Genomic DNA, 23,116 nt, shown 5'->3' with positions numbered 1-23,116 from the left:
TAAAAGTGCGGGAGGAAGGTCATGAATAATCTGCGTAATAGACTTTCAGGCGTGAATGGGAAAAATAAGAGAGTAAAAGAAAAAGAACAGAAAATCTGGTCGGAGATTGGGATGATAGCGGGAGCGTTTGCGTTGCTTGATGTGATTATCCGCGGCATTATGTTTGAATTTCCGTTTAAAGAATGGGCTGCAAGCCTTGTGTTTTTGTTCATCATTATCTTATATTACTGCATCAGGGCTGCAGCATCTGGAATGCTCATGCCGAGAATAGACACCAAAGAAGAACTGCAAAAACGGGTGAAGCAGCAGCGAATAGAATCAATTGCGGTCGCCTTTGCGGTAGTGGTGCTTACGATGTACGACAGGGGGATTCCCCATACATTCTTCGCTTGGCTGAAAATGATCCTTCTTTTTATCGTCTGCGGCGGCGTTCTGTTTCTGCTTCGATATGTGATTGTGAAGCTGGCTTACAGAAGAGCGATAAAAGAAGAGGTAAAGAAGAAATCATCTTAGATCATAGATGGTTTCTTTTTTTGTTTAAAAAGCGGTGAAACGCTCACAGTTTCGCGCAGCTTTTTCTATAGGAACATTGATTTGTATTCACTCTGCCAAGTTGTTTTGATAGAGTGATTGTGATAATTTAAAATGTAAGCATTAACAAAATTCTCCAGTCTTCACACCAGTTTGAAAGGAGGAAGAATAAAGTAAGAGGGATTTTTGACTCCGAAGTAAGTCTTCTCAAAAATCAAATAAGGAGTGTCAAGAATGTTTGTAAAACGTTTCAAAACCTCTTTACTGCCGTTATTCGCTGGATTTTTGTTGCTGTTTCATATGGTTCTGGCAGGACCGGCGGCAGCAAATGCTGAATCACAGAACACATCAAATGAACTGGCAGCGCCATCGATTAAAAGCGGTACCATTCTTCATGCTTGGAATTGGTCGTTCAATACGTTAAAACACAATATGAAGGACATTCATGATGCAGGATATACAGCCATTCAGACGTCTCCGATTAACCAAGTAAAGGAAGGGAACCAAGGAAATAAAAGCATGTCGAACTGGTACTGGCTCTATCAGCCGACATCGTACCAAATTGGCAACCGTTACTTAGGCACTGAACAAGAATTTAAAGAAATGTGTGCAGCCGCTGAAGAATATGGCATAAAAGTCATTGTTGACGCGGTCATCAATCATACCACCAGTGACTATGCCGCCATTTCCAATGAGATTAAGAGTATTCCAAACTGGACACACGGAAACACACAAATTAAAAACTGGTCGGATCGATGGGATGTCACGCAGAATTCATTGCTCGGGCTGTATGACTGGAATACACAAAATACACAAGTACAGTCCTATCTGAAACGTTTCTTAGAAAGAGCATTGAATGACGGGGCAGATGGATTTCGCTTTGATGCCGCCAAACATATAGAGCTTCCGGATGATGGGAATTACGGCAGTCAATTTTGGCCGAATATCACAAACACATCTGCAGAGTTTCAATACGGAGAAATCCTGCAGGATAGTGCTTCCAGGGATGCTGCATATGCGAATTATATGAATGTGACAGCGTCTAACTATGGGCATTCCATAAGGTCCGCTTTAAAGAATCGCAATCTGAGTGTGTCGAATCTCTCCCGCTATGCTTCTGATGTGTCTGCGGACAAGTTAGTGACATGGGTGGAGTCGCATGATACGTATGCCAATGATGATGAAGAGTCGACATGGATGAACGATGATGATATCCGTTTAGGCTGGGCGGTGATAGCTTCTCGTTCAGGCAGTACGCCTCTTTTCTTTTCCAGACCTGAGGGAGGCGGAAATGGTGTGAGATTCCCGGGGAAAAGCCAAATAGGCGATCGCGGGAGTGCTTTATTTGAAGATCAGGCTATCACTGCGGTCAATAGATTTCACAATGTGATGGCTGGACAGCCTGAGGAACTCTCGAACCCGAATGGAAACAACCAGATCTTTATGAATCAGCGAGGCTCATATGGCGTTGTGCTGGCAAATGCAGGTTCATCCTCTGTTTCTATCAATACGCCAACAAAATTGCCTAATGGCAGGTATGACAATAAAGCTGGGGCGGGTTCATTTCAAGTGAACGATGGTAAACTGACAGGCACGATCAATGCCAGATCTGTGGCTGTGCTTTACCCTGACGATATTGCAAATGCGCCTCATGTTTTCCTTGAGAATTACAAAGCAGGTGTAACACATTCTTTCAATGATCAACTGACGATTACCCTGCGTGCAGATGCGAACACAACAAAAGCTGTTTATCAAATCAATAATGGACAAGAGACAGCGTTTAAAGATGGAGATCAATTCACATTCGGAAAAGGAGATCCATTTGGCAAAACATACACCATCATGTTAAAAGGAACGAACAGTGATGGTGTAACGAGGACCGAGGAATACAGTTTTGTTAAAAGAGATCCAGCTTCGGCCAAAACCATCGGCTATCAAAATCCGAATCATTGGAGCCAGGTAAATGCTTATATCTATAAACATGATGGGGGCCGGGCAATTGAATTGACCGGATCTTGGCCTGGAAAACCAATGACTAAAAATGCAGACGGAATTTACACGCTGACGCTGCCTGCGGATACGGATACAACCAACGCCAAAGTGATTTTTAATAATGGCAGCGCCCAAGTGCCCGGCCAGAATCAGCCTGGCTTTGATTACGTGCAAAATGGTTTATATAATGACGCGGGCTTAAGCGGTTCTCTTCCTCATTGAGGACAAGGCTAGACGGGACTTACCGAAAGAAACCATCTATGATGGTTTCTTTTTTGTTCATAAATCAGACAAAACTTTTCTCTTGCAAAAGTTTGTGAAGTGTTGCACAATATAAATGTGAAATACTTCACAAACAAAAAACACCAAAGAGAAACATACCCTGGAAGGATGATTAATGATGAACAAACATGTAAATAAAGTAGCTTTAATCGGAGCGGGTTTTGTTGGAAGCAGTTATGCATTTGCGTTAATTAACCAAGGGATCACAGATGAGCTTGTGGTCATTGATGTAAATAAAGAAAAAGCAATGGGCGATGTGATGGATTTAAACCATGGAAAGGCGTTTGCGCCGCAACCGGTCAAAACATCTTTCGGAACATATGAAGACTGCAAGGATGCTGATATTGTCTGCATTTGCGCAGGAGCAAACCAAAAACCTGGTGAGACACGCCTTGAATTAGTAGAAAAGAACTTAAAGATTTTCAAAGGCATCGTCGGTGAAGTCATGGCGAGCGGATTTGACGGCATTTTCTTAATCGCTACAAATCCGGTTGATATCCTGACTTACGCTACATGGAAATTCAGCGGCCTGCCAAAAGAGCGGGTGATCGGAAGCGGCACAACACTAGATTCTGCGAGATTCCGTTACATGCTGAGCGAATACTTTGGCGTAGCTCCTCAAAACGTGCACGCGCATATTATCGGAGAGCACGGTGATACGGAGCTTCCTGTCTGGAGCCATGCGAATGTCGGCGGTGTACCGGTTAGTGAACTCGTTGAGAAAAACGATGCGTACAAACAAGAGGAGCTGGACCAAATCGTAGATGACGTGAAAAACGCAGCTTACCATATCATTGAGAAAAAAGGAGCGACTTATTATGGAGTTGCGATGAGTCTTGCCCGCATTACAAAAGCGATTCTTCATAATGAAAACAGCATATTAACTGTCAGCACATATGTGGACGGGCAATACGGTGCAGATGACGTGTACATCGGTGTTCCGGCTGTCGTGAACCGTGGAGGGATCGCAGGTATCACTGAGCTGAACTTGAATGAGAAAGAAAAAGAACAGTTCCTTCACAGCGCCGGCGTCCTTAAAAACATCTTAAAGCCTTATTTTGCAGAACAAAAAGTCAACTAACCGCAACTTTAGAGTAAAGGGCTGATTGTCAATGTGGGAGCAGTTGTATGATCCGTTTGGAAACGAGTATGTGAGCGCACTTGTGGCGCTCACTCCGATTCTCTTTTTTCTCTTGGCTTTAACTGTTTTGAAAATGAAAGGCATACTTGCGGCGTTTCTTACCCTAGCCGTCAGTTTCTTCGTCTCCGTTTTGGCATTTCATATGCCGGTTGAAAAAGCGATTTCTTCTGTTTTGCTAGGAATCGGGAGCGGGCTGTGGCCCATTGGCTACATCGTCCTGATGGCGGTGTGGCTGTATAAAATCGCGGTGAAAACCGGGAAATTTACTATTATTCGGTCGAGCATTGCCGGCATTTCGCCTGACCAACGATTACAGCTATTATTAATTGGTTTTTGTTTTAACGCGTTTTTGGAAGGCGCGGCCGGTTTTGGTGTTCCGATTGCGATTAGTGCGGCGCTGCTCGTCGAACTTGGTTTTAAACCGTTAAAAGCGGCAGCGCTCTGCTTGATTGCAAATGCAGCCTCCGGAGCTTTTGGAGCGATCGGAATTCCTGTCATCACAGGGGCGCAGATTGGTGATTTGTCAGCTCTTGAGCTGTCACGGACATTGATGTGGACACTGCCGATGATCTCATTTTTCATACCGTTCCTGCTTGTATTCCTATTAGACCGAATGAAAGGAATCAAACAGACATGGCCTGCCCTCCTGGTTGTGAGCGGTGGGTATACAGCGGTTCAGACACTGACAATGGCGGTGCTCGGGCCGGAATTAGCTAACATTTTGGCGGCCTTGTTCAGCATGGGCGGGCTTGCCCTCTTCCTCCGCAAATGGCAGCCGAAAGAGATTTACCGGGAGGAAGGAGCCGGCGATGCTGATGAGCAAAAGACATACCGTGCCGTTGACATTGCGAAAGCATGGTCTCCTTTCTACATTTTAACTGCGGCGATCACCATCTGGAGCCTTCCCGCCTTCAAAGCGCTTTTCCAAGAAGGCGGACTGTTATATCAAACAACGCTCCTGTTTAAAATGCCTTTTCTGCACCAGCAAATTATGAAAATGCCGCCGATTGCGTCATCTGCCATGCCGTTAGATGCAGTCTTGAAAGTTGATCTGCTGTCAGCGACTGGTACAGCGATTTTAGCCGCAGTCATCGTGACAGGACTGTTCAGCAAAAATTTCTCCTCTCGAGATGCTTTTGCTTCCTTGAAGGAGACAGGAAAAGAGCTGTGGGTGCCGATTATGACGATCTGCTTCGTGATGGGGTTTGCCAATCTGGCCAACTTCGCAGGGCTCAGCTCTTCAATTGGGTTAGCACTGGCGAAAACAGGAGACCTGTTCCCATTTGTCAGTCCCGTGCTCGGCTGGATCGGCGTGTTCATTACCGGTTCTGTTGTCAGCAATAACGCTTTGTTCGGACATTTGCAGGTTGTCACCGGAGCGCAGATCGGTGCGGGTTCTGACTTGCTGTTAGCCGCAAATACGGCGGGCGGTGTCATGGCGAAACTTGTTTCTCCTCAATCTATCGCCATCGCTGCCGCAGCGGTCGGCCAAACAGGCAAGGAATCTAAACTGTTTAAACGGACAGTGGCGTACAGCCTGATTCTGTTATTGGGCATATGTATATGGACGTTTATTCTTGCAAGATTAGGAGTGTAATAGAAAAAAGCAGTACATGCCCAGCATGTACTGCTTTTTTATGTTAATTTGCTTTCTTTGTCATTTCGGCCGTTGTCTTCACTCTGGCTTTTCCCATAAACAAAATGGTAATCGCCGCGAGGACAATTGGAATCAAAGCGAGCAAAAAGACATACGTGATACTTGATGACATCGCGTCAATAATGCGATTCAGGATCGCGTCAGGAATTTGGGAACGCGTTCCCGCTTGGAAAATCTCCTGCGGGTCGCCGATATTTTGCGCAGCGCCTGATCCCGCAGAGCCTTTCATGCCGCTGAAGGCGTCGCTCAGCTTGTTTGTGAATACGTTTGTTTGCACCGTTCCAAAAATGGTGACGCCCAGGGTCATGCCCAATGATCGCAAAAACGAATTTGTAGAGTTTGCAGTTCCCCGAAAGCGAGGTTCAAGATCATTCATCGATGCCGCCGGCAGCAGGGAGAAGTTAAAGCCTACACCAAAGCCTGAAATCATCATAAAGACTGTCAGCCATACCCGTGCTGTGTCAGGCGTCATATTGGAAAGAAGCAGCATGCCGATAAAGAAAGCTATAACAGATATCAGCATCAAATTGCGGAAGCTTGCCTTCGTTTGGAAGATCCCGCCGATCATGCTTCCGATGACTGATCCAATCATCATCGGCGTCAGAATGAAGCCCGCGCTTGTCGCTGAGCTGCCGTAGACCGCCTGAACGAAAATCGGAATAAATACCGCTAAAATAATAAATGTTCCGCCATACAGGAAAGCGAGAATCTGTGCTGTGGCAAACAAGCGGTTCTTAAACATCCAGAAAGAAATAATCGGCTCTTCCGCTTTTCTCTCCACAATAAAAAAGGCAATGAAGAAAACGGCGAATACAATAAACAGCCCAATGATCTGAATGGAGTTCCAATCGTATGTTTTGCCGCCAAGCTCAAGGGCGAACATCAGACATACAATGGATACGACTAATGTAATCGCGCCGCCCCAGTCTATTTTCTGCTTTCTGTGCTCCAGAGATTCTTTGTAGTAGCGAATAATGAAAAACAATGACAATGCGCCGATCGGCACATTGATGTAAAACACCCAGTGCCAGCTGATCGAATCTGTAATGATTGCGCCTAAAAGCGGACCAAGAACACTGGATAATCCGAATACGGCGCCGAACATGCCGGACATTTTTCCGCGTTTTTCCGGCGGAAACAAATCAAAGATAATGGTAAAGGCAATCGGCAGAAGCGCGCCGCCTCCGATTCCTTGAATTGCCCGGAAGATGATCAGCTGATTCATCGTCTGGGCAATTCCGCATAAAGCCGAACCGATTAAGAAAAAAATGAGTCCAAACAGGAAAAAACGTTTTCGGCCGTACATATCGGAAAGCTTGCCGTAAATCGGCATGCCAGCCATAACCGCCACCATATAAGATGCCGTTACCCAGGCAAATTTATCGAAGCTTCCAAGGTCGGCTACGATGTTGCCCATTGCGGTGGCAACAATCGTATTGTCCATCGCGGACATCAAGATGCCCAGCAGGAGACCGAGCACAACAAATTTGGTGGAAGCCTGTTTTGCTGTTGTTGTGTCCATTTGTTCTACCTCCTCTTACTTTTCTATGTAAGTTCTGATATCATGATAATAGTTTGATCATTGAATATCTCGATTATCAAGATAAACTCGATTTTATAGGGAGGACTGTCAGTTGTCAACAAGAAATTCCAGAAGTGAGTTGGAAAAGACTGCTGTTCAGCTTTTTCGAAAACTGGGCACAAGAACGGTCCTGTTTCATCAGGCAGCCGCTCAAGCTCTCGGTCTGTTTCCCACCGATTTGAAATCAGCTGACATCTTAAATGAAGCAGGTCCGATGACGGCCGGGGAACTGGGAAAAAAAACCGGACTCAGCACGGGGTCAGTCACGGCGCTTGTTGACCGGCTGGAAAAAGCGGGGTATGTGGCTCGTGAAAAGGACCCGAACGATCGCAGGAGAGTCGTAATCGTCCCTTTGACTGCTTCGAAAAAACATATAAAGGATTTGTTCCGTCCTCTGTCTGAGTCGACGATGGATTTGTGCTGCGAATATACGGAAGAGGAGCTGGAACTCATTTTCAGTTTTGTAGGCAAAGCCGCCGATATTATGGAGGAAGAGCTTGAACGTCTGAAACAGTAAGTGAATTTGTGCATAGCTTGGCCCGTTCCCGAATAAATTGTACAAGTTACATAAGAGAAGGGAGTACGGGCCGGTGAACATTTTTTTGAGCTATATTGTGCTGGGATTGTCCTTGTCTGCGCCTGTGGGGCCAGTGAATGCGGCGCAAATAGACAAAGGAATTAAAAACGGTTTTTGGCATGCATGGATATTCGGTTTAGGCGCCATGACAGCGGATGGGCTATACATGCTTTTTATCTATTTCGGGCTGTCACAGTTTTTGACCGCCCCATTTGTGAAAACGTTTTTGTGGCTCTTCGGCTTTTTTGTGCTGACCTATACTGGAATTGAAACGCTGAAAAACGTCAGAGAGCCGATGGATGTGCGAAGCTCGCGGGGGAAACCGTCATACAGGAAAACGTTCGCTTCAGGTTTTCTCATTTCACTCTCAAATCCATTGAGCATCCTTTTTTGGCTTGGAATTTACGGAAGCATTCTTGCGAAAACAGCAGAGGCCTACAATATGAATCAGCTCCTGATCTATAGCTCCGGCATCATGATCGGCATTTTAATCTGGGATTTCTGCATGGCGATTACAGCCAGTACATTCAGAAACCTGCTTCATGAAAAGCTATTGAGAGGATTGACCGGAATTGCCGGTGTATCACTCCTCGTGTTTGGCCTTTACTTTGGTTATCAGGGCATCAAACAGTTATTGGGCTGATTCATAAAGGACAGTCACCCGCCGCTTCCAGTTTTAATATAGTATCCAGATGATACTGGAGGTGGATCAATGGTGAGTGGGATTTACACCAAAAGTTTTCTGGAACGTATTCAAGAAGAGCTTCCTGAATGGCAAAGAATCGCTTTTGAGCTGCTGGCAGAAACTGTGGCGGATGATGCGGATACGTTTCCGTGCATTCCCGGACGCCAGGCGTTTCTGACTGATCAGCTTCGCATTGCTTTTGCCGGAGATCCGCGGGAAAGCCGTACAGCGGAGGAACTGGCTCCGTTGCTTGCGGAGTACGGAAAGATATCGCGGGACACTGGAAAATACGCATCTCTCGTTGTGTTGTTTGATACACCGGAAGATTTGGCGGAGCATTATTCGATTGAAGCGTATGAAGAGCTGTTTTGGCGCTTTTTAAATAGACTGGGTCATCAAGACGAAAAAGAATGGCCGGAAGACATTCCGGCCGATCCCGAGCATTATAAATGGGAGTTTTGTTTTGACGGCGAGCCGTATTTCATTCTGTGCGCTACACCGGGGCACGAGGCAAGAAGAAGCCGGAGCTTTCCTTTTTTTATGATCACGTTTCAGCCAAGGTGGGTGTTTGATGACCTAAATGGATCAACTGCATTTGGCCGTAACATGAGCAGGCTGATCCGATCTCGTTTAGAGGCCTATGATCAGGCTCCGATTCACCCGCAATTAGGCTGGTACGGAGGAAAGGATAATCGTGAATGGAAGCAGTATTTCCTCCGTGATGACGAAAAACAGGTATCAAAGTGCCCATTTTCTTATTTAAAGAACATGTTCAACAAAATGAAATAAATCACGGACTTGCAGGGCGGTCTTTATGACCCTGCTTTTTTTGATAGATCATGGTCACGATGGCGATGATCACAAGAAAACCTATGCTCACAAAAAAACCGGGCCGGCTTGATTTTTCAAACAATGTTCCGGACACAGCCGCAGCAATCAGAATCATCGCTAAATAAATTTGCGTTTTTCCCATGCCCTCAGGATCAGTCAGCTTTTTACTGGAGAACAGGATAAACAGCCAAGTGTATAAAAGCATAAGCCCCGCAGCTGTTGTCATATGCTCATAAATGTTTTTAGGCAGCACTAACGACAAAATAATGGAGAGGACAAGCCCCGCAAACGTAAGCCCCAGTGCCGGCCAGCATATTTTTTTGCCTTCCTTTAGAGTAAAGCATTTCGGCGCGTCACCGTCATCAGCCATCGTACAAAGCAATGTCGTAACCGCAAAAAGCGAAGCGACAAGGGTCGAGAACCCGGCGATGATGAAAATCCCGTTAAATATATCAAGGATGATCTCAAGGTTATATCCTTTTAATGACGTAATGAACGGACTGTCCTGTTCAGTAAACGCGTGTAACGGAACCAAAAGCAGAGCCAGCCCGATTGAAATGATATAAACAATCGCCAGTGTCGCCAGCATCAGTTTCCCTGATTTAGACGCTTCCTCAGGTTTTTTTAAGTGAACCGCCATCAACCCCATGACTTCAATTCCGCCAAAGGCGTAAAACGCGTAGATTAAACCTGTCCACAGCCCCATGGCGCCATATGGGAAAAACTCACTCGTCTTATTTGGAACATGTATGCCATGATTTCCGCCTGACAGGATACCGCATAAAGCCAGAATGGCAATGACAATAAACATAAAAATAGCGGCTGTTTTAATCACTGCCAGCACGTTTTCTGTTTTTTCAAAGACAGACAGGCCGGTGAAAATAATAAGAAGCCCCAGTACCGCGTAGATTGAGGCAAACACCCATAGCGGCACTTGAGGAAACCAATGCTTCGTAAATAACGAAATGGCTGTCAGCTGGCTACCGGTAATCAGCATTTCTGACGACCAGTACACCCAGCCGTTGCTGAAGCCAGCCCATTTGCCGAATGCTTTTCGGGCATACGCACAGAACGAGCCCTTTTCCGGCTGCTTCGCCGACAGCTTGGCGAGCTGTTCAAAGACAAAATACGTACCGATCCCTGCGATCAGAAATGAAAGGAGAACGGAAAAACCGCTTTTTACAATTGCGATGCTGGAACCGAGAAAAAAGCCTGTTCCAATCGTGCAGCCGACTCCGATCAGTGACAGCTGCCACCAAGCCAGATTCCCTTTTGGCTGGTCTTTTTTTGTTTGGCTCATTATTTATTCAACCCCTTTTATCTAAGGTTAGATTGCGACCTGTCCGAAGCTTATATACATCGGATTTTTGCCTCTTTTTACATGGAGAAGGAAGCGGACGTTCATACTAATGAAAAAAGGAGCAAACCAATGACACAGCAATATATTGTGGAGCCGAAGAAAGGGCTTGGGCTGAAGCTGAAGAAGGGGCAGATTTTGAAGGTGGTTGATGTAGAAGGGCAGCAGGTGGCTGACTTTGTCGCATACCATGCCAAGGATTTTTATGAACACCTTGATCAGGGAGCGACGATAGACGCCAATCATTCCATTCATGTGAAGGTCAACGACCATCTGTACTCCAACCTGTATAAGCCGATGTTAACCCTGATTGAAGATACGGTCGGCAAGCATGATCTGCTGCTGCCCGCCTGCCGTCCTGATATGAACAGGCTCTTATATGGGAAGCAAAAGGATGAGTTTCAGGATACGTGCTATGACAATATGAACCGTGCGCTTGAGCAGTTTGGCGTGCCGAAGCCTCACATGCATTACCCATTTGCGATTTTTATGAATACTGTCCTTGATGAGAAAGGGAATCTGTCTGTGGAAACGCCGCTTTCGAATGCCGGAGATTATGTAAGGCTCAGGGCGGAGATGGATTTAATTGTCGCGTTTTCTTCCTGCCCGATTGAAAAAGGGAAATGCAATGGCGACAGTGTGACATCCATACGGGTTGAAGTCAGCTGATCTCTCTTGTTCACTGTGAATGAAGACCTGTGCTATATTTAAGAGGGATACATAACAGTCATGATTCATTTTCATTGATTTGGGGAAATGATCAGTAACAAGGGAAAATGTACAGGAGGAATGATTGGGATGAGCATGCAGGAAAAGATTATGCGTGAGTTACATGTGAAGCCCTCAATTGATCCAAAGCAAGAAATTGAGGACCGAGTCAATTTTTTAAAACAATATGTAAAGAAAACCGGTGCTAAAGGATTTGTATTGGGAATCAGCGGCGGACAGGATTCAACGCTTGCGGGAAGACTCGCTCAGCTTGCGGTGGAGAGCATTCGCGAGGAGGGCGGAGACGCTCAATTTATCGCGGTCCGTCTTCCGCATGGCACACAGCAGGATGAAGATGATGCCCAGCTTGCTTTGAAGTTTATTAAACCGGATAAATCATGGAAGTTTGATATTAAATCGACAGTCAGCGCGTTTTCGGATCAGTATCAGCAGGAAACCGGCGACCAGCTGACTGACTTTAATAAAGGAAACGTAAAAGCAAGAACAAGAATGATTGCGCAATACGCGATCGGCGGCCAGGAAGGCCTTCTTGTGTTAGGAACAGACCATGCTGCTGAAGCAGTGACTGGTTTCTTTACGAAGTACGGTGACGGCGGAGCAGACCTCCTGCCGCTGACAGGCTTGACGAAGCGCCAGGGGAGAAGCCTGCTGAAAGAGCTGGGTGCACCGGAACGCTTATACTTAAAAGAACCAACTGCCGATCTGCTCGATGAAAAACCGCAGCAGTCGGATGAAACAGAGCTTGGCATTTCCTACGAGGAGATTGACGATTATCTCGAAGGAAAACAAGTATCAGCGAAAGTATCAGAAGCATTGGAAAAACGCTACAGCATGACTGAACATAAACGTCAGGTTCCGGCGTCAATGTTTGATGACTGGTGGAAATAAGTTGAAGAAAGCCCGCTCTTGGAGCGGGCTTTTGTCGTGAACAGGCGCTTTATTTGATGCGGATATGGTTCAGCTTAACCCTTAATCTGTCGGTGAACCTTCGGAGACTGCCTCTTGTATCAGGCTCTAATGGAAGATTGGCTCTCGCGGCAATGGTTTCTGCCACATCCTGAATCGACAGGTTGTCTGTTTGAATGTGGCCCTCAAAAAATGGTGATGATAATCCTTCAATGCAGCGGTCGATTTGTTTGGCGGCCCATGAGTTTTTTCCCTCTGCTCTGGTACGCAGCCGTTTTAACAAGGTTTCCTTTGAAGCCATTAGTGTAAAGTGGTGAACGATCCTGCCTTCATGTCTGAGCCTGCCGATGATCTCATTGAAGTATTCAGGATGTACAATCGTCATAGGCACAATAATGATGCCGTGGTATGTATCTGTCAGAGAAGCTAGCAAACTGTAATTGAACGCCCGCCATAAGGGATAGCTTTGAAAATCGTCCTTTGCGATCTCCTGCGGCACCATTGAGCGGAGCGCAAAGCCCATTTTCTCGGGATCATACACGTAAGATGGGTTCAGCCTTCTGTGCAGTTCGAAGGCTGTTTGTGTTTTTCCGGAACCGAATGCCCCGTTTATCCAAATGATCATCGCCATTTCTCCCTTCTTATTTATCATACAAAAAAAGACCCTTCGATCGAAGAATCAGCTGGAAAAACACAGAAGGTTTTAATGCTTTTTTGCGTCGAAGTATTAAAATATCTGCAGAAATGGTGTACAATGAATGTCATTCAGGCAAAAACGTTTGAACGGAAAAGGACGGGCAAGCCGGCATCTATATAAATATTCGCTAAATAAGCATATAATGAAAATAAAATTTCATTCCTTAGGAGGATTTCGCCGAAGATGAACGCTAAACGAGCCATCCCAGTAAGAGAAAGAAATATCGTCCTGATCGGATTCATGGGTGTAGGAAAAACAACAATCGGCCAATTGGTCGCTAAAAAATTATATAGAGATTTTATCGATATTGACCAAGAGATCGAAAAGGATTTCAACATGTCAATCCCTGAGATGTTTGAGGAAAAGGGAGAAGACTTTTTCCGGAAAACGGAGAAGGAATATATTTTAGACATCTGCCAAAATAAACGGTTCAAAATCGTTTCTTTGGGCGGGGGGTCTTTTAAACAAGAGGAAATCAGAAATTGCTGTCTGGAAAACTGTCTCGTGCTCCATTTGGACCTGTCATGGGAGAACTGGAAGCAGCGCGCGGATTTATTGATCGAAAGCCGCCCGGTGCTGCATAACCGTTCAATGGATGAAATGGAACAGCTGTTTAACGAGAGAAAAGTCATTTATGACAAGCACAATTCAAAAGTGGCAACAGACAACCTTTCCCCGGAAGAGGTTGCCGATTACATTGTAGAGACATTAAAAATTGGCTGGGATCTTTATCAGCCGATGTAAAAAGCCGTGCACTGCGCACGGCTTTTTTTATCGTTTTATCCCTTGTATCAAAATCGCTTTTAAACAAAAGGAGTCGGGCTGTCCGTTTTGGTTTAATGTAATACAGAACGTGTCTTGTGCTTCGTCTGTTGCGTGATTCAAGTGGCTAATGATTTGTTTTTCCCGGTCGGCGGGGGTTCCGCCTCGTTTGATCCAGCTATCATATTGAATCGGCAAATTCCATTTTTTGATGTCTTGATAGGCGAGTTGGTTGGCGCTGAACATCGCCTGCCATTCTGATAATGAGCTTTCTCGAACATGGGAAGGGTCTCGAAGCCGGTTCAAATGATTGACAAACTCATCAAGAACGGGATCTTCAGGCGCGTAATGATCCACTAAAAGAAAATGTCCGCCCTGTTTCAGTACGCGTGCAACTTCGCTGACGGCTTTGCGGACATAAGAAAAATGGTGGGCTGCGTATCGGCAGGTGATGATATCAAATGAATCGTCAGGGAAGGGAAGTGACTCTGCCGTTCCTAGCTGAAAGCGTACGTTTTCAGCTCCTTTTTCTTGCGCGAAGGAGGACGCAACTTCTACCATCTCTTTCGTCGCATCAATACCGACGCACTCCTGTACATAAGGAGAAAATGCCAGCGCCGTATGGCCGGCACCCGCTCCGATATCCAGCACCCGATGCTCTGCCCGGCATTCCGCCGTTTTGATCATCAGTCCCAAATCTTCCCCCTCGGCAAATACCTTCTCATCCCGATACATCTCGGCGTTTGTAGAAAACGGTGTTTCATTTGTCATTTGAACCATCTCCTTCTTTTGTTTAATCATGATATGGATTATGTTAGCAATTTCTGTTATGATTCGTCCAAGATATAAAAATGATAAAAACGATAGGTTCAACCTATGGAGGCTGAAATGGATATTAAAGTGATGGAATACGCAGCGGAAATCGCCCGGCGCCAAAGCTTTACAAAAGCGGCGGAGCATCTTCATATCGCTCAGCCGTCTCTCAGCCAGCAAATCAAAAAGCTTGAGGCTGAGCTGGGGCTTACTCTTTTTCACAGATCCCATGGCTCTGTTACACTGACACCCCACGGCAGGCGTTTCATTGAAAAAGCCGAGGACATCATTCGTTCCAGAGATGACTTGCTCCGGGAGATGCAAGAGCGCTCGCAAGGACTGGGGCAAAAGCTTTCGATTGGGATTCCTGCTGTAACAGGGAGATATCTCTTTCCCCCACTGCTGAAGCAGTTTTTGGCGCGCTATCCTCATGTGAAGGTTCAGCTTGTTGAAAAAGATCCGGTGTCATTAGAGGAGATGACGGCAAAGGGAGAAGTTGACCTTTCTGTTTTATCTTTGCCGATCGAAGATGAACGGCTCTCCATTACACCTTTGCTTACGGAACCGATTGTTCTCGCAGTGCCGAAGGAAAAACAAAGATGGATGCCGCCGGAAATGATCGCGCTGATTGAGAAAGCGCTGGAAGGTAAGGAGGGCCGCCAGCCGTGTGTGCCGCTTGACATGGTAAGGAACGTGCCCTTTATTCTGTTAAAAGAAGGCTTCGGCTTTCGCAGGACAGTTCTCGATCTCTGTGCGGAAAGTGGCTTTAAGCCGAATGCTGCCTTTAAGACGAGCCATATTGAAACCGCCCAATCTCTTGTGGCTAACGGATTAGGTGTGACAATGGCACCGAATATGGTCAGAAGGGATAAAGATCCGGGTGTGATCTATTTATCGATTCAATCCGCGCCATCACGAACCCTCGTCTTTGTCTTTTTAAAGAACCGCTATGTCAGTCTGACCGCCCGGGCCTTTATGGAACTGAGCAGGGAAGGCCTTAAACAAACGTTTGATGAAGGCTGTCTGGGAAACAAAGATGAAAATATTTAGAAAACAAATCCGAAACGTGGTAGTATAGGAATACAAACTAAATCTTATAAAACAAAGGGGAATAATCGGAAATGCAACTATTCGACCTGCCGCTCGACCAATTGCAAACATATAAGCCTGAAAAAACAGCACCGAAAGATTTTTCTGAGTTTTGGAAATTGTCTTTGGATGAACTTGCAAAAGTCCAAGCTGAACCTGATTTACAGCCGGTTGACTATCCTGCTGACGGAGTAAAAGTGTACCGTCTCACATATAAAAGCTTCGGAAACGCCCGCATTGCCGGATGGTACGCGGTGCCTGACAAGGAAGGCCCGCATCCGGCGATCGTGAAATATCATGGCTACAATGCAAGCTATGACGGTGAAATTCACGAAATGGTAAACTGGGCACTTCATGGCTACGCCGCATTCGGCATGCTTGTCCGCGGCCAGCAGAGCAGCGAGGATACGAGTATTTCACCGCACGGTCATGCTTTGGGCTGGATGACGAAAGGCATTCTTGATAAAGATACATACTATTACCGCGGTGTTTATTTGGACGCCGTCCGCGCGCTTGAAGTGATCAGCAGCTTTGACGAGGTTGACGAAACAAGGATCGGCGTGACAGGCGGAAGCCAAGGCGGAGGATTAACCATTGCCGCCGCAGCTCTGTCAGACATTCCAAAAGCCGCCGTTGCCGATTATCCTTATTTAAGCAACTTCGAACGGGCCATTGATGTGGCGCTTGAACAGCCGTACCTTGAAATCAATTCTTTCTTTAGAAGAAATGGCAGCCCGGAAACAGAAGTGCAGGCGATGAAGACACTTTCATATTTCGATATTATGAATCTCGCTGACCGAGTAAAGGTGCCTGTCCTGATGTCGATCGGTCTGATTGACAAGGTCACGCCGCCCTCCACCGTATTTGCCGCCTACAATCATTTGGAAACAGAGAAAGAGCTGAAGGTGTACCGTTACTTCGGACATGAGTATATCCCTGCTTTTCAAACGGAAAAACTCGCTTTCTTTAAGCAGCATCTTAAAGGCTGATAAATGTGAAAAGCCGCCAAATATTTTCAGGCGGTTTTTTTCTGTAAACTGCCGGAATGAGAACAGACTGGAGACGAATAGATATGAAACAAAGAATCATTGATGAATTAAAACGAATCGAGCAGTCATACGGGGTTAAAATCGTGTATGCCGTCGAGTCAGGAAGCCGCGCATGGGGATTCCCGTCGCAGGATAGTGATTACGATGTCCGCTTTATTTATGTGCCGAAAAAGGAGTGGTATTTTTCAATTGAGCAGGAGCGTGATGTCATTGAGGAACCGATTCACGATTTGCTGGATATCAGCGGCTGGGAGCTGAGAAAGACGCTTCGGCTTTTCAAAAAGTCAAACCCGCCGCTCCTCGAATGGCTGTCCTCAGACATTGTGTATTACGAAGCATTTACGACCGCAGAGCAGTTAAGAAAACTGCGCACGGAGGCATTTAAGCCTGAAGCAAGCGTGTATCACTATATCAATATGGCGAGAAGGAACGTCAAGGATTATCTACAAGGACAAGAGGTCAAAATCAAAAAGTACTTCTACGTGCTTCGGCCTATTTTGGCCTGCAAGTGGATTGAAAAGCACGGAACCATTCCGCCAATGGACTTTACTGTTTTGATGAATGAGCTTGTCCGTGAACCCGAGCTGAAGGCTGAAATGGAGACCTTGCTTGAACGGAAAAAAAGAGGGGAAGAACTTGATCTCGAAGCAAGAATCGATGTTATTCACCAATTCATTGAAACGGAAATCGAAAGAATCATGGAAGCGGCAAAAACGCTGAAAGCAGAGCAAAAGGATATCACACCTGAATTGAACCGTTTGCTTTTGAATACGGTTGAAGAAGTGTGGAAGGATGGAGGAAGCTGATGTTTTTTGTCGCTTCCTTTTCCCCTTTATTCGACAGAATGTCCCCCGACTTTCTAACTATCTGATTGTGGCAAACCCACAAAAATAATCAGAATCTTTGTATTTTGAGAATATTGTGAACGACGGTTTTGTCCATTTACAATAAACTCATACAAATACTTCTTAGATTGCGGGGTGTTGAGGTTGGAAGTGATCACAAGAGATTTTTTCTTATTTTTATCCAAAAGCGGCTTTCTCAATAAAATGGCAAAGAACTGGGGAAGCAGAGTAGCAGCGGGTAAAATTATCGGCGGGAATGACTTTAACAGTTCAATCCCGACCATTCGACAGCTTAACAGCCAAGGTTTGTCAGTTACTGTCGATCATTTAGGCGAGTTTGTGAACAGTGCTGAGGTTGCACGGGAGCGTACGGAAGAGTGCATTCAAACCATTGCGACCATTGCGGATCAGGAGCTGAACTCACACGTTTCTTTAAAAATGACGTCTTTAGGTCTGGATATAGATATGGATCTGGTGTATGAAAATATGACGAAAATCCTTCAGACGGCTGAGAAGCATAAAATCATGGTCACCATCGACATGGAAGATGAAGTCAGATGCCAGAAAACGCTTGATATTTTCAAAGATTTCAGAAGGAAATACGAGTATGTAAGCACAGTGCTGCAAGCCTATCTGTACCGGACGGAAAAAGACATTGACGATTTAGATTCTTTAAACCCGTTCCTTCGCCTTGTAAAAGGAGCTTATAAAGAATCGGAAAAAGTAGCTTACCCGGAGAAAAGCGATGTCGATGAAAATTACAAAAAAATCATCCGAAAGCAGCTCTTAAACGGTCACTATACAGCGATTGCCACACATGACGACAAAATGATCGACTTTACAAAGCAGCTTGCCAAGGAACATGGCATTGCCAATGACAAGTTTGAATTTCAGATGCTGTACGGCATGCGGTCGCAAACCCAGCTCAGCCTTGTAAAAGAAGGTTATAACATGAGAGTCTACCTGCCATACGGCGAGGATTGGTACGGCTACTTTATGAGACGCCTTGCAGAACGTCCGTCAAACATTGCATTCGCTTTCAAAGGAATGACAAAGAAGTAAAAAAGGAGAGATTATCATGACAACACCTTACAAACACGAGCCATTCACAAATTTCCAAGACCAAAACAACGTGGAGGCGTTTAAAAAAGCGCTTGCGACAGTAAGCGAATATTTAGGAAAAGACTATCCGCTTGTCATTAACGGCGAGAGGGTAGAAACAGAAGCGAAAATCGTTTCAATCAACCCGGCTGATAAAGAAGAAGTCGTCGGCCGAGTGTCAAAAGCTTCTCAAGAGCACGCTGAGCAAGCGATTCAAGCGGCTGCGAAAGCATTCGAAGAGTGGAGATACACATCCCCTGAAGAGAGAGCGGCTGTCCTGTTCCGCGCTGCTGCCAAAGTCCGCAGAAGAAAACATGAATTTTCCGCTTTGCTTGTAAAAGAAGCAGGAAAGCCTTGGAACGAGGCGGATGCAGATACGGCTGAAGCGATTGACTTCATGGAGTATTATGCACGCCAAATGATCGAACTGGCAAAAGGCAAACCGGTCAACAGCCGTGAAGGCGAGAAAAACCAATATGTATACACGCCGACTGGAGTGACAGTTGTTATTCCGCCGTGGAACTTCTTGTTTGCGATCATGGCAGGAACAACAGTGGCACCGATCGTTACTGGAAACACAGTGGTTCTAAAACCTGCGAGTGCTACACCTGTTATTGCAGCAAAATTTGTTGAGGTGCTTGAAGAGTCCGGATTGCCAAAAGGCGTAGTCAACTTTGTTCCAGGAAGCGGAGCAGAAGTAGGCGACTATCTTGTTGACCATCCGAAAACAAGCCTTATCACATTTACGGGATCAAGAGAAGTTGGTACGAGAATTTTCGAACGCGCGGCGAAGGTTCAGCCGGGCCAGCAGCATTTAAAACGTGTCATCGCTGAAATGGGCGGTAAAGATACGGTTGTTGTCGACGAGGATGCGGACATTGAATTAGCGGCTCAATCGATCTTCACATCTGCATTCGGCTTTGCCGGACAAAAATGTTCTGCAGGTTCACGTGCAGTTGTCCATGAAAAAGTGTATGATCAAGTGTTAGAGCGTGTCATTGAAATTACGGAATCAAAAGTAACTGCTAAACCTGACAGTGCAGATGTTTATATGGGACCTGTCATTGACCAAGGTTCTTATGATAAAATTATGAGCTATATTGAGATCGGAAAACAGGAAGGGCGTTTAGTAAGCGGCGGCACTGGTGATGATTCGAAAGGATACTTCATCAAACCGACGATCTTCGCTGACCTTGATCCGAAAGCAAGACTCATGCAGGAAGAAATTTTCGGACCTGTCGTTGCATTTTGTAAAGTGTCAGACTTTGATGAAGCTTTAGAAGTGGCAAACAATACTGAATATGGTTTGACAGGCGCGGTGATCACAAACAACCGCAAGCACATTGAGCGTGCGAAACAGGAATTCCATGTTGGAAACCTATACTTCAACCGCAACTGTACAGGTGCTATCGTCGGCTACCATCCGTTTGGCGGCTTCAAAATGTCCGGAACGGATTCAAAAGCAGGCGGACCGGATTACTTGGCACTGCATATGCAAGCAAAAACAATCAGTGAAATGTTCTAAAGCGGGACTAAATGGGCATCCTCCCTGCGGGGATGTCCATTTCATCCATATACCATAAAAAAGAGGAGGAAGTGCCATAGAAAACACACAGCTGATTATTTCGATTTGTATTTATATGGCGGGGATGATGCTGATCGGCTACTTTGCTTACAAGCGCACGTCGAATCTGACGGATTACATGCTTGGAGGACGCTCTTTGGGTCCGGCCGTAACGGCTCTCAGTGCCGGCGCTGCCGATATGAGTGGCTGGCTGCTGATGGGTCTCCCGGGCGCCATGTTTTCAACAGGTCTGAGCGGTATTTGGATTGTGTTCGGACTTTGCCTTGGGGCATGGGCGAACTGGCTTTACGTTGCGCCACGGCTGAGAACCTATACTGAACAAGCGGGGAATTCCATCACAATTCCCGGGTTCCTTGAAAATCGCTTCGGAGACCATTCGAAGCTGCTGAGACTATTTTCAGGGATTGTGATTTTAGTCTTCTTCACATTTTATGTTTCGTCTGGAATGGTATCCGGCGGCGTTTTATTTAACAGTATTTTGGGGATGGATTATCATACAGGCTTGTGGGTTGTGACTGGTGTTGTTGTGGCGTATACCCTGTTTGGCGGCTTTTTGGCAGTCAGCTGGACAGATTTTGTTCAGGGGATCATTATGTTTGCCGCACTCATCCTTGTTCCGATCGTTACGTTTTTCCATACGGGAGGAGCAAGTGAAACAGTTACTGAAATCCGCTCTGTTGATCCAGATATGTTTAATATTTTCAAAGGAACAAGCGTCCTTGGCATTATTTCTTTGTTTGCCTGGGGTTTGGGCTACTTTGGTCAGCCGCATATCATTGTGCGTTTTATGGCGATAACGTCCGTAAAAGAGATCAAAAGAGCGCGCAGAATCGGGATGGGCTGGATGATTTTGTCGGCAGTCGGCGCTGTGCTGACCGGTTTGGGCGGAATCGCTTATTACCATCAGAATGGCATGACACTGAAGGATCCTGAGACAATTTTTATTCAATTAGGGAATATTTTGTTCCATCCGATTATCACAGGTTTTCTGATTTCAGCTATTTTGGCCGCGATTATGAGTACAATTTCTTCCCAGCTGCTTGTGACATCGAGCTCTCTGGTAGAAGATTTGTATAAGTCGATGTTCAGACGCTCAGCTTCTGATAAAGAGCTGGTGTTTTTGGGCCGTATGGCTGTGCTTGTGATTTCTGTCATCGCATTATTCCTGGCTTGGGAGAAAAATAATACAATCCTTGGATTGGTAAGCTATGCGTGGGCGGGCTTCGGTGCATCATTCGGGCCGGTTGTGCTGCTCAGTCTGTTTTGGAAACGAATGACCAAATGGGGGGCACTCGCCGGCATGATTGTGGGAGCAGCAACTGTAATCATTTGGGCGAATGCCGGTCTTTCGGACTTTCTGTATGAAATCATACCTGGTTTTGCTGCGAGTCTATTATCTGTCTTTATCGTCAGTGTATTGACGCAGGCTCCGTCACAAACTGTCGAAGACCAGTTTAAAGACTACCAAGATACAATGTCACAATAAAGATCGAAAGGAGGAGGAAGGGGCTGTCCCTTTTTCCTCTTTTCTCCTTTTAAGCGGCCATTTTTTTCTTTTGGAAACAAACGTATTTTTTTCTATACAAAAAGCCCCCGTATGGATATGATTAAAGTAAAAAAAGTATAGGAGAAAAAGGTATGGAAGAGCTTTTAGAGAGAGTTTTTTCATTTTCAGATGTTGATAAGCTGATTGATTTTATCAGTTATGAACTGCAAAAACCAGTCATCCTGGAAAGCGCGGATTTCTTTTTATTAGCCTATAATTCTTACTATATTAACCATTTTGACTCTGCCAACCAGCAGACTATTTTTTCAAAAAAATGTCCGGTTCAGATTTTTGAGAGGTTTTTGAAGGACGGAATCATTGAAAAACTGAAAACAGAACCTGAGCCTTTTCGCGTCAACAAAATTGAAAGCATTGGGTTAAACCAGAGGGTGGTCGTGAGTGCAAAGCACAAAGGGGAAGTCATGGGCTACATCTGGGTCCAGGAGCTGGACCAAAATCTGACGGAAGAAGAGCTCGACTTTTTGTATGAGACCTCTTTTCATGTCGGGAAAATCATTTATAAAACGAACAAATTGAAACAGGAAAAGGAAGAAAAAGCAGAGGATCTCATCAAACGGGCGATCTATCAGCAATTCACCTCTGAGAAGGAACTCAGACGAGAAGCTGAAAAAATCAACACAGTGCTGCCTTCCATGTTTTCAGTTGTTATCCTGCACGCCGCAAATGGGGATGGGGAAGCGGTTGAGGATTTAAAGGAAAATATCAGGTCGTACCTGAATTTACGGGATAAAGTCAGTCATGTCTTAACGATCGAATCAAATATTGTCATCGTCGTAGCGAGTTTTTCCCAAAAAAGCTCCGTCTCCTCAGCAGCTTCTGAATTTATTAATAAGCTGTTAACACATTTTCACTTTCAAAAAATACCTACCCCTATTTATATCGGTATCGGAAACGAATATAATCACCTTTTAAAACTTGGCAAGAGCTACACAGAAGCACTCGAAGTCATCAAAGCCGCAGAAATCACTGGCAATCAGGAAAACATTCCATATGAATATGCCAAACTCGGCATTTATCGCTATTTAGAAAGCATTGAACAGAAAAACGAATTTTTAGAATACGAGAATAAGGATTTGGCTTTATTAAAAGCGAAAGACGAAGAAAGCAGCACTGAGCTGCTCAAAACCTTGGAAATCTATCTCCTCAACAACTGCAAAACAAAACCAGCGGCAGAACAGCTGTTTATTCACCAAAATACATTGAATTACCGCATCAAACAGATTACTGAGATGACGTCGATCGATTTAAGCGATTTCAGAACGCGATGCCAGCTCTATCTTGATTTGATGCTGATGAAAAAGAAATAAAAAAGAAACCAGTACTTGTACTGGTTTCGTC

The 23,116-nt window shown here is 45.4% G+C and carries 20 protein-coding genes and 1 pseudogene; 17 read left to right on the top strand and 4 right to left on the bottom strand.

Going from position 1 to position 23,116, the window contains the following annotated elements:
* Window positions 1-21: 21 nt before the first annotated feature.
* The 4 genes and pseudogenes from BLL41_RS16660 to BLL41_RS16645 all read left to right on the top strand — a co-directional run bounded on the left by BLL41_RS16660 (window position 22) and on the right by BLL41_RS16645 (window position 5,543).
* Window positions 22-622, top strand: a pseudogene (locus BLL41_RS16660) (DUF6773 family protein).
* A 143-nt stretch (window positions 623-765) separates the two neighbouring features.
* Window positions 766-2,745, top strand: coding sequence for an alpha-amylase (amyE, locus tag BLL41_RS16655; RefSeq protein ID WP_071578705.1), 1,980 nt, complete (start codon window positions 766-768; stop codon window positions 2,743-2,745).
* 175 nt (window positions 2,746-2,920) lie between these two features.
* A complete protein-coding gene (locus tag BLL41_RS16650; protein WP_071578704.1) occupies window positions 2,921-3,886 on the top strand; it encodes an L-lactate dehydrogenase in 966 nt (321 codons plus the stop codon).
* A 31-nt stretch (window positions 3,887-3,917) separates the two neighbouring features.
* The gene (locus BLL41_RS16645) at window positions 3,918-5,543 is read left to right on the top strand and encodes an L-lactate permease (RefSeq protein WP_071578703.1); all 1,626 of its coding nucleotides are present in this window, start codon (window positions 3,918-3,920) and stop codon (window positions 5,541-5,543) included.
* A gap of 43 nt (window positions 5,544-5,586) precedes the next feature.
* Here BLL41_RS16645 and bmr3 read toward each other — a convergent pair whose 3' ends face one another.
* Window positions 5,587-7,125 (bottom strand): multidrug efflux MFS transporter Bmr3, encoded by a 1,539-nt coding sequence (bmr3, locus tag BLL41_RS16640; RefSeq protein ID WP_071578702.1) that lies wholly within the window; start codon window positions 7,123-7,125, stop codon window positions 5,587-5,589.
* Window positions 7,126-7,237: 112 nt separating this feature from the next.
* On the opposite strand from bmr3, the gene BLL41_RS16635 reads away from it, so the two are divergent.
* The 3 genes from BLL41_RS16635 to BLL41_RS16625 all read left to right on the top strand — a co-directional run bounded on the left by BLL41_RS16635 (window position 7,238) and on the right by BLL41_RS16625 (window position 9,236).
* Window positions 7,238-7,702 (top strand): MarR family transcriptional regulator, encoded by a 465-nt coding sequence (locus BLL41_RS16635; RefSeq protein ID WP_071578701.1) that lies wholly within the window; start codon window positions 7,238-7,240, stop codon window positions 7,700-7,702.
* Window positions 7,703-7,775: 73 nt separating this feature from the next.
* Window positions 7,776-8,405, top strand: a complete 630-nt coding sequence (locus BLL41_RS16630) for a LysE family translocator (RefSeq protein ID WP_071578700.1) — start codon at window positions 7,776-7,778, stop codon at window positions 8,403-8,405.
* 69 nt (window positions 8,406-8,474) lie between these two features.
* Complete coding sequence (locus BLL41_RS16625; protein ID WP_071578699.1) at window positions 8,475-9,236, top strand: YqcI/YcgG family protein; 762 nt, start codon at window positions 8,475-8,477, stop codon at window positions 9,234-9,236.
* A gap of 1 nt (window position 9,237) precedes the next feature.
* Here BLL41_RS16625 and BLL41_RS16620 read toward each other — a convergent pair whose 3' ends face one another.
* Window positions 9,238-10,578, bottom strand: a complete 1,341-nt coding sequence (locus tag BLL41_RS16620) for an amino acid permease (RefSeq protein ID WP_071578698.1) — start codon at window positions 10,576-10,578, stop codon at window positions 9,238-9,240.
* 129 nt (window positions 10,579-10,707) lie between these two features.
* Here BLL41_RS16620 and BLL41_RS16615 point away from each other — a divergent pair, with 129 nt between their 5' ends.
* Window positions 10,708-11,304, top strand: coding sequence for a DUF1989 domain-containing protein (locus BLL41_RS16615; protein ID WP_003246345.1), 597 nt, complete (start codon window positions 10,708-10,710; stop codon window positions 11,302-11,304).
* Between the two features lie 129 nt (window positions 11,305-11,433).
* Entirely contained in the window at window positions 11,434-12,252 is an 819-nt protein-coding gene (nadE, locus tag BLL41_RS16610) for an ammonia-dependent NAD(+) synthetase (protein ID WP_071578697.1), read from the top strand.
* Window positions 12,253-12,301: 49 nt separating this feature from the next.
* Here nadE and tmrB read toward each other — a convergent pair whose 3' ends face one another.
* Window positions 12,302-12,895: a tunicamycin resistance ATP-binding TmrB gene (gene tmrB, locus BLL41_RS16605; RefSeq protein WP_071578696.1), complete on the bottom strand. Its 594-nt coding sequence runs from the start codon at window positions 12,893-12,895 to the stop codon at window positions 12,302-12,304.
* Between the two features lie 255 nt (window positions 12,896-13,150).
* On the opposite strand from tmrB, the gene BLL41_RS16600 reads away from it, so the two are divergent.
* Window positions 13,151-13,711: a shikimate kinase gene (locus BLL41_RS16600; RefSeq protein ID WP_071578695.1), complete on the top strand. Its 561-nt coding sequence runs from the start codon at window positions 13,151-13,153 to the stop codon at window positions 13,709-13,711.
* A gap of 27 nt (window positions 13,712-13,738) precedes the next feature.
* Here BLL41_RS16600 and BLL41_RS16595 read toward each other — a convergent pair whose 3' ends face one another.
* Window positions 13,739-14,500 (bottom strand): class I SAM-dependent methyltransferase, encoded by a 762-nt coding sequence (locus tag BLL41_RS16595; RefSeq protein WP_071578694.1) that lies wholly within the window; start codon window positions 14,498-14,500, stop codon window positions 13,739-13,741.
* Between the two features lie 117 nt (window positions 14,501-14,617).
* On the opposite strand from BLL41_RS16595, the gene BLL41_RS16590 reads away from it, so the two are divergent.
* From BLL41_RS16590 to putR, 7 genes are all read left to right on the top strand, one after another.
* A complete protein-coding gene (locus BLL41_RS16590) occupies window positions 14,618-15,592 on the top strand; it encodes a LysR family transcriptional regulator (protein ID WP_071578693.1) in 975 nt (324 codons plus the stop codon).
* Between the two features lie 71 nt (window positions 15,593-15,663).
* Window positions 15,664-16,620 (top strand): cephalosporin C deacetylase, encoded by a 957-nt coding sequence (cah, locus tag BLL41_RS16585; RefSeq protein ID WP_071578692.1) that lies wholly within the window; start codon window positions 15,664-15,666, stop codon window positions 16,618-16,620.
* A gap of 83 nt (window positions 16,621-16,703) precedes the next feature.
* Window positions 16,704-17,486 carry a nucleotidyltransferase domain-containing protein gene (locus BLL41_RS16580; RefSeq protein ID WP_071578691.1) on the top strand — a complete coding sequence of 261 codons (783 nt, stop codon included), beginning with the start codon at window positions 16,704-16,706 and terminating at the stop codon, window positions 17,484-17,486.
* 189 nt (window positions 17,487-17,675) lie between these two features.
* On the top strand, window positions 17,676-18,587 hold the full coding sequence (gene putB / locus BLL41_RS16575) for a proline dehydrogenase PutB (protein ID WP_080478302.1): 912 nt from the start codon (window positions 17,676-17,678) through the stop codon (window positions 18,585-18,587).
* A 16-nt stretch (window positions 18,588-18,603) separates the two neighbouring features.
* A complete protein-coding gene (gene pruA / locus BLL41_RS16570) occupies window positions 18,604-20,151 on the top strand; it encodes an L-glutamate gamma-semialdehyde dehydrogenase (protein WP_003234655.1) in 1,548 nt (515 codons plus the stop codon).
* A 91-nt stretch (window positions 20,152-20,242) separates the two neighbouring features.
* The gene (gene putP, locus BLL41_RS16565) at window positions 20,243-21,697 is read left to right on the top strand and encodes a sodium/proline symporter PutP (RefSeq protein WP_071578690.1); all 1,455 of its coding nucleotides are present in this window, start codon (window positions 20,243-20,245) and stop codon (window positions 21,695-21,697) included.
* A 152-nt stretch (window positions 21,698-21,849) separates the two neighbouring features.
* Window positions 21,850-23,085, top strand: a complete 1,236-nt coding sequence (gene putR / locus BLL41_RS16560) for a proline utilization transcriptional regulator PutR (protein ID WP_071578689.1) — start codon at window positions 21,850-21,852, stop codon at window positions 23,083-23,085.
* The last annotated feature ends 31 nt before the right edge of the window (window positions 23,086-23,116 follow it).

The sequence above is a fragment of the Bacillus sp. FMQ74 genome, assembly GCF_001875785.1.
Taxonomy (GTDB): domain Bacteria; phylum Bacillota; class Bacilli; order Bacillales; family Bacillaceae; genus Bacillus; species Bacillus stercoris.
This window is presented reverse-complemented; position numbering and strand designations above follow the sequence as displayed.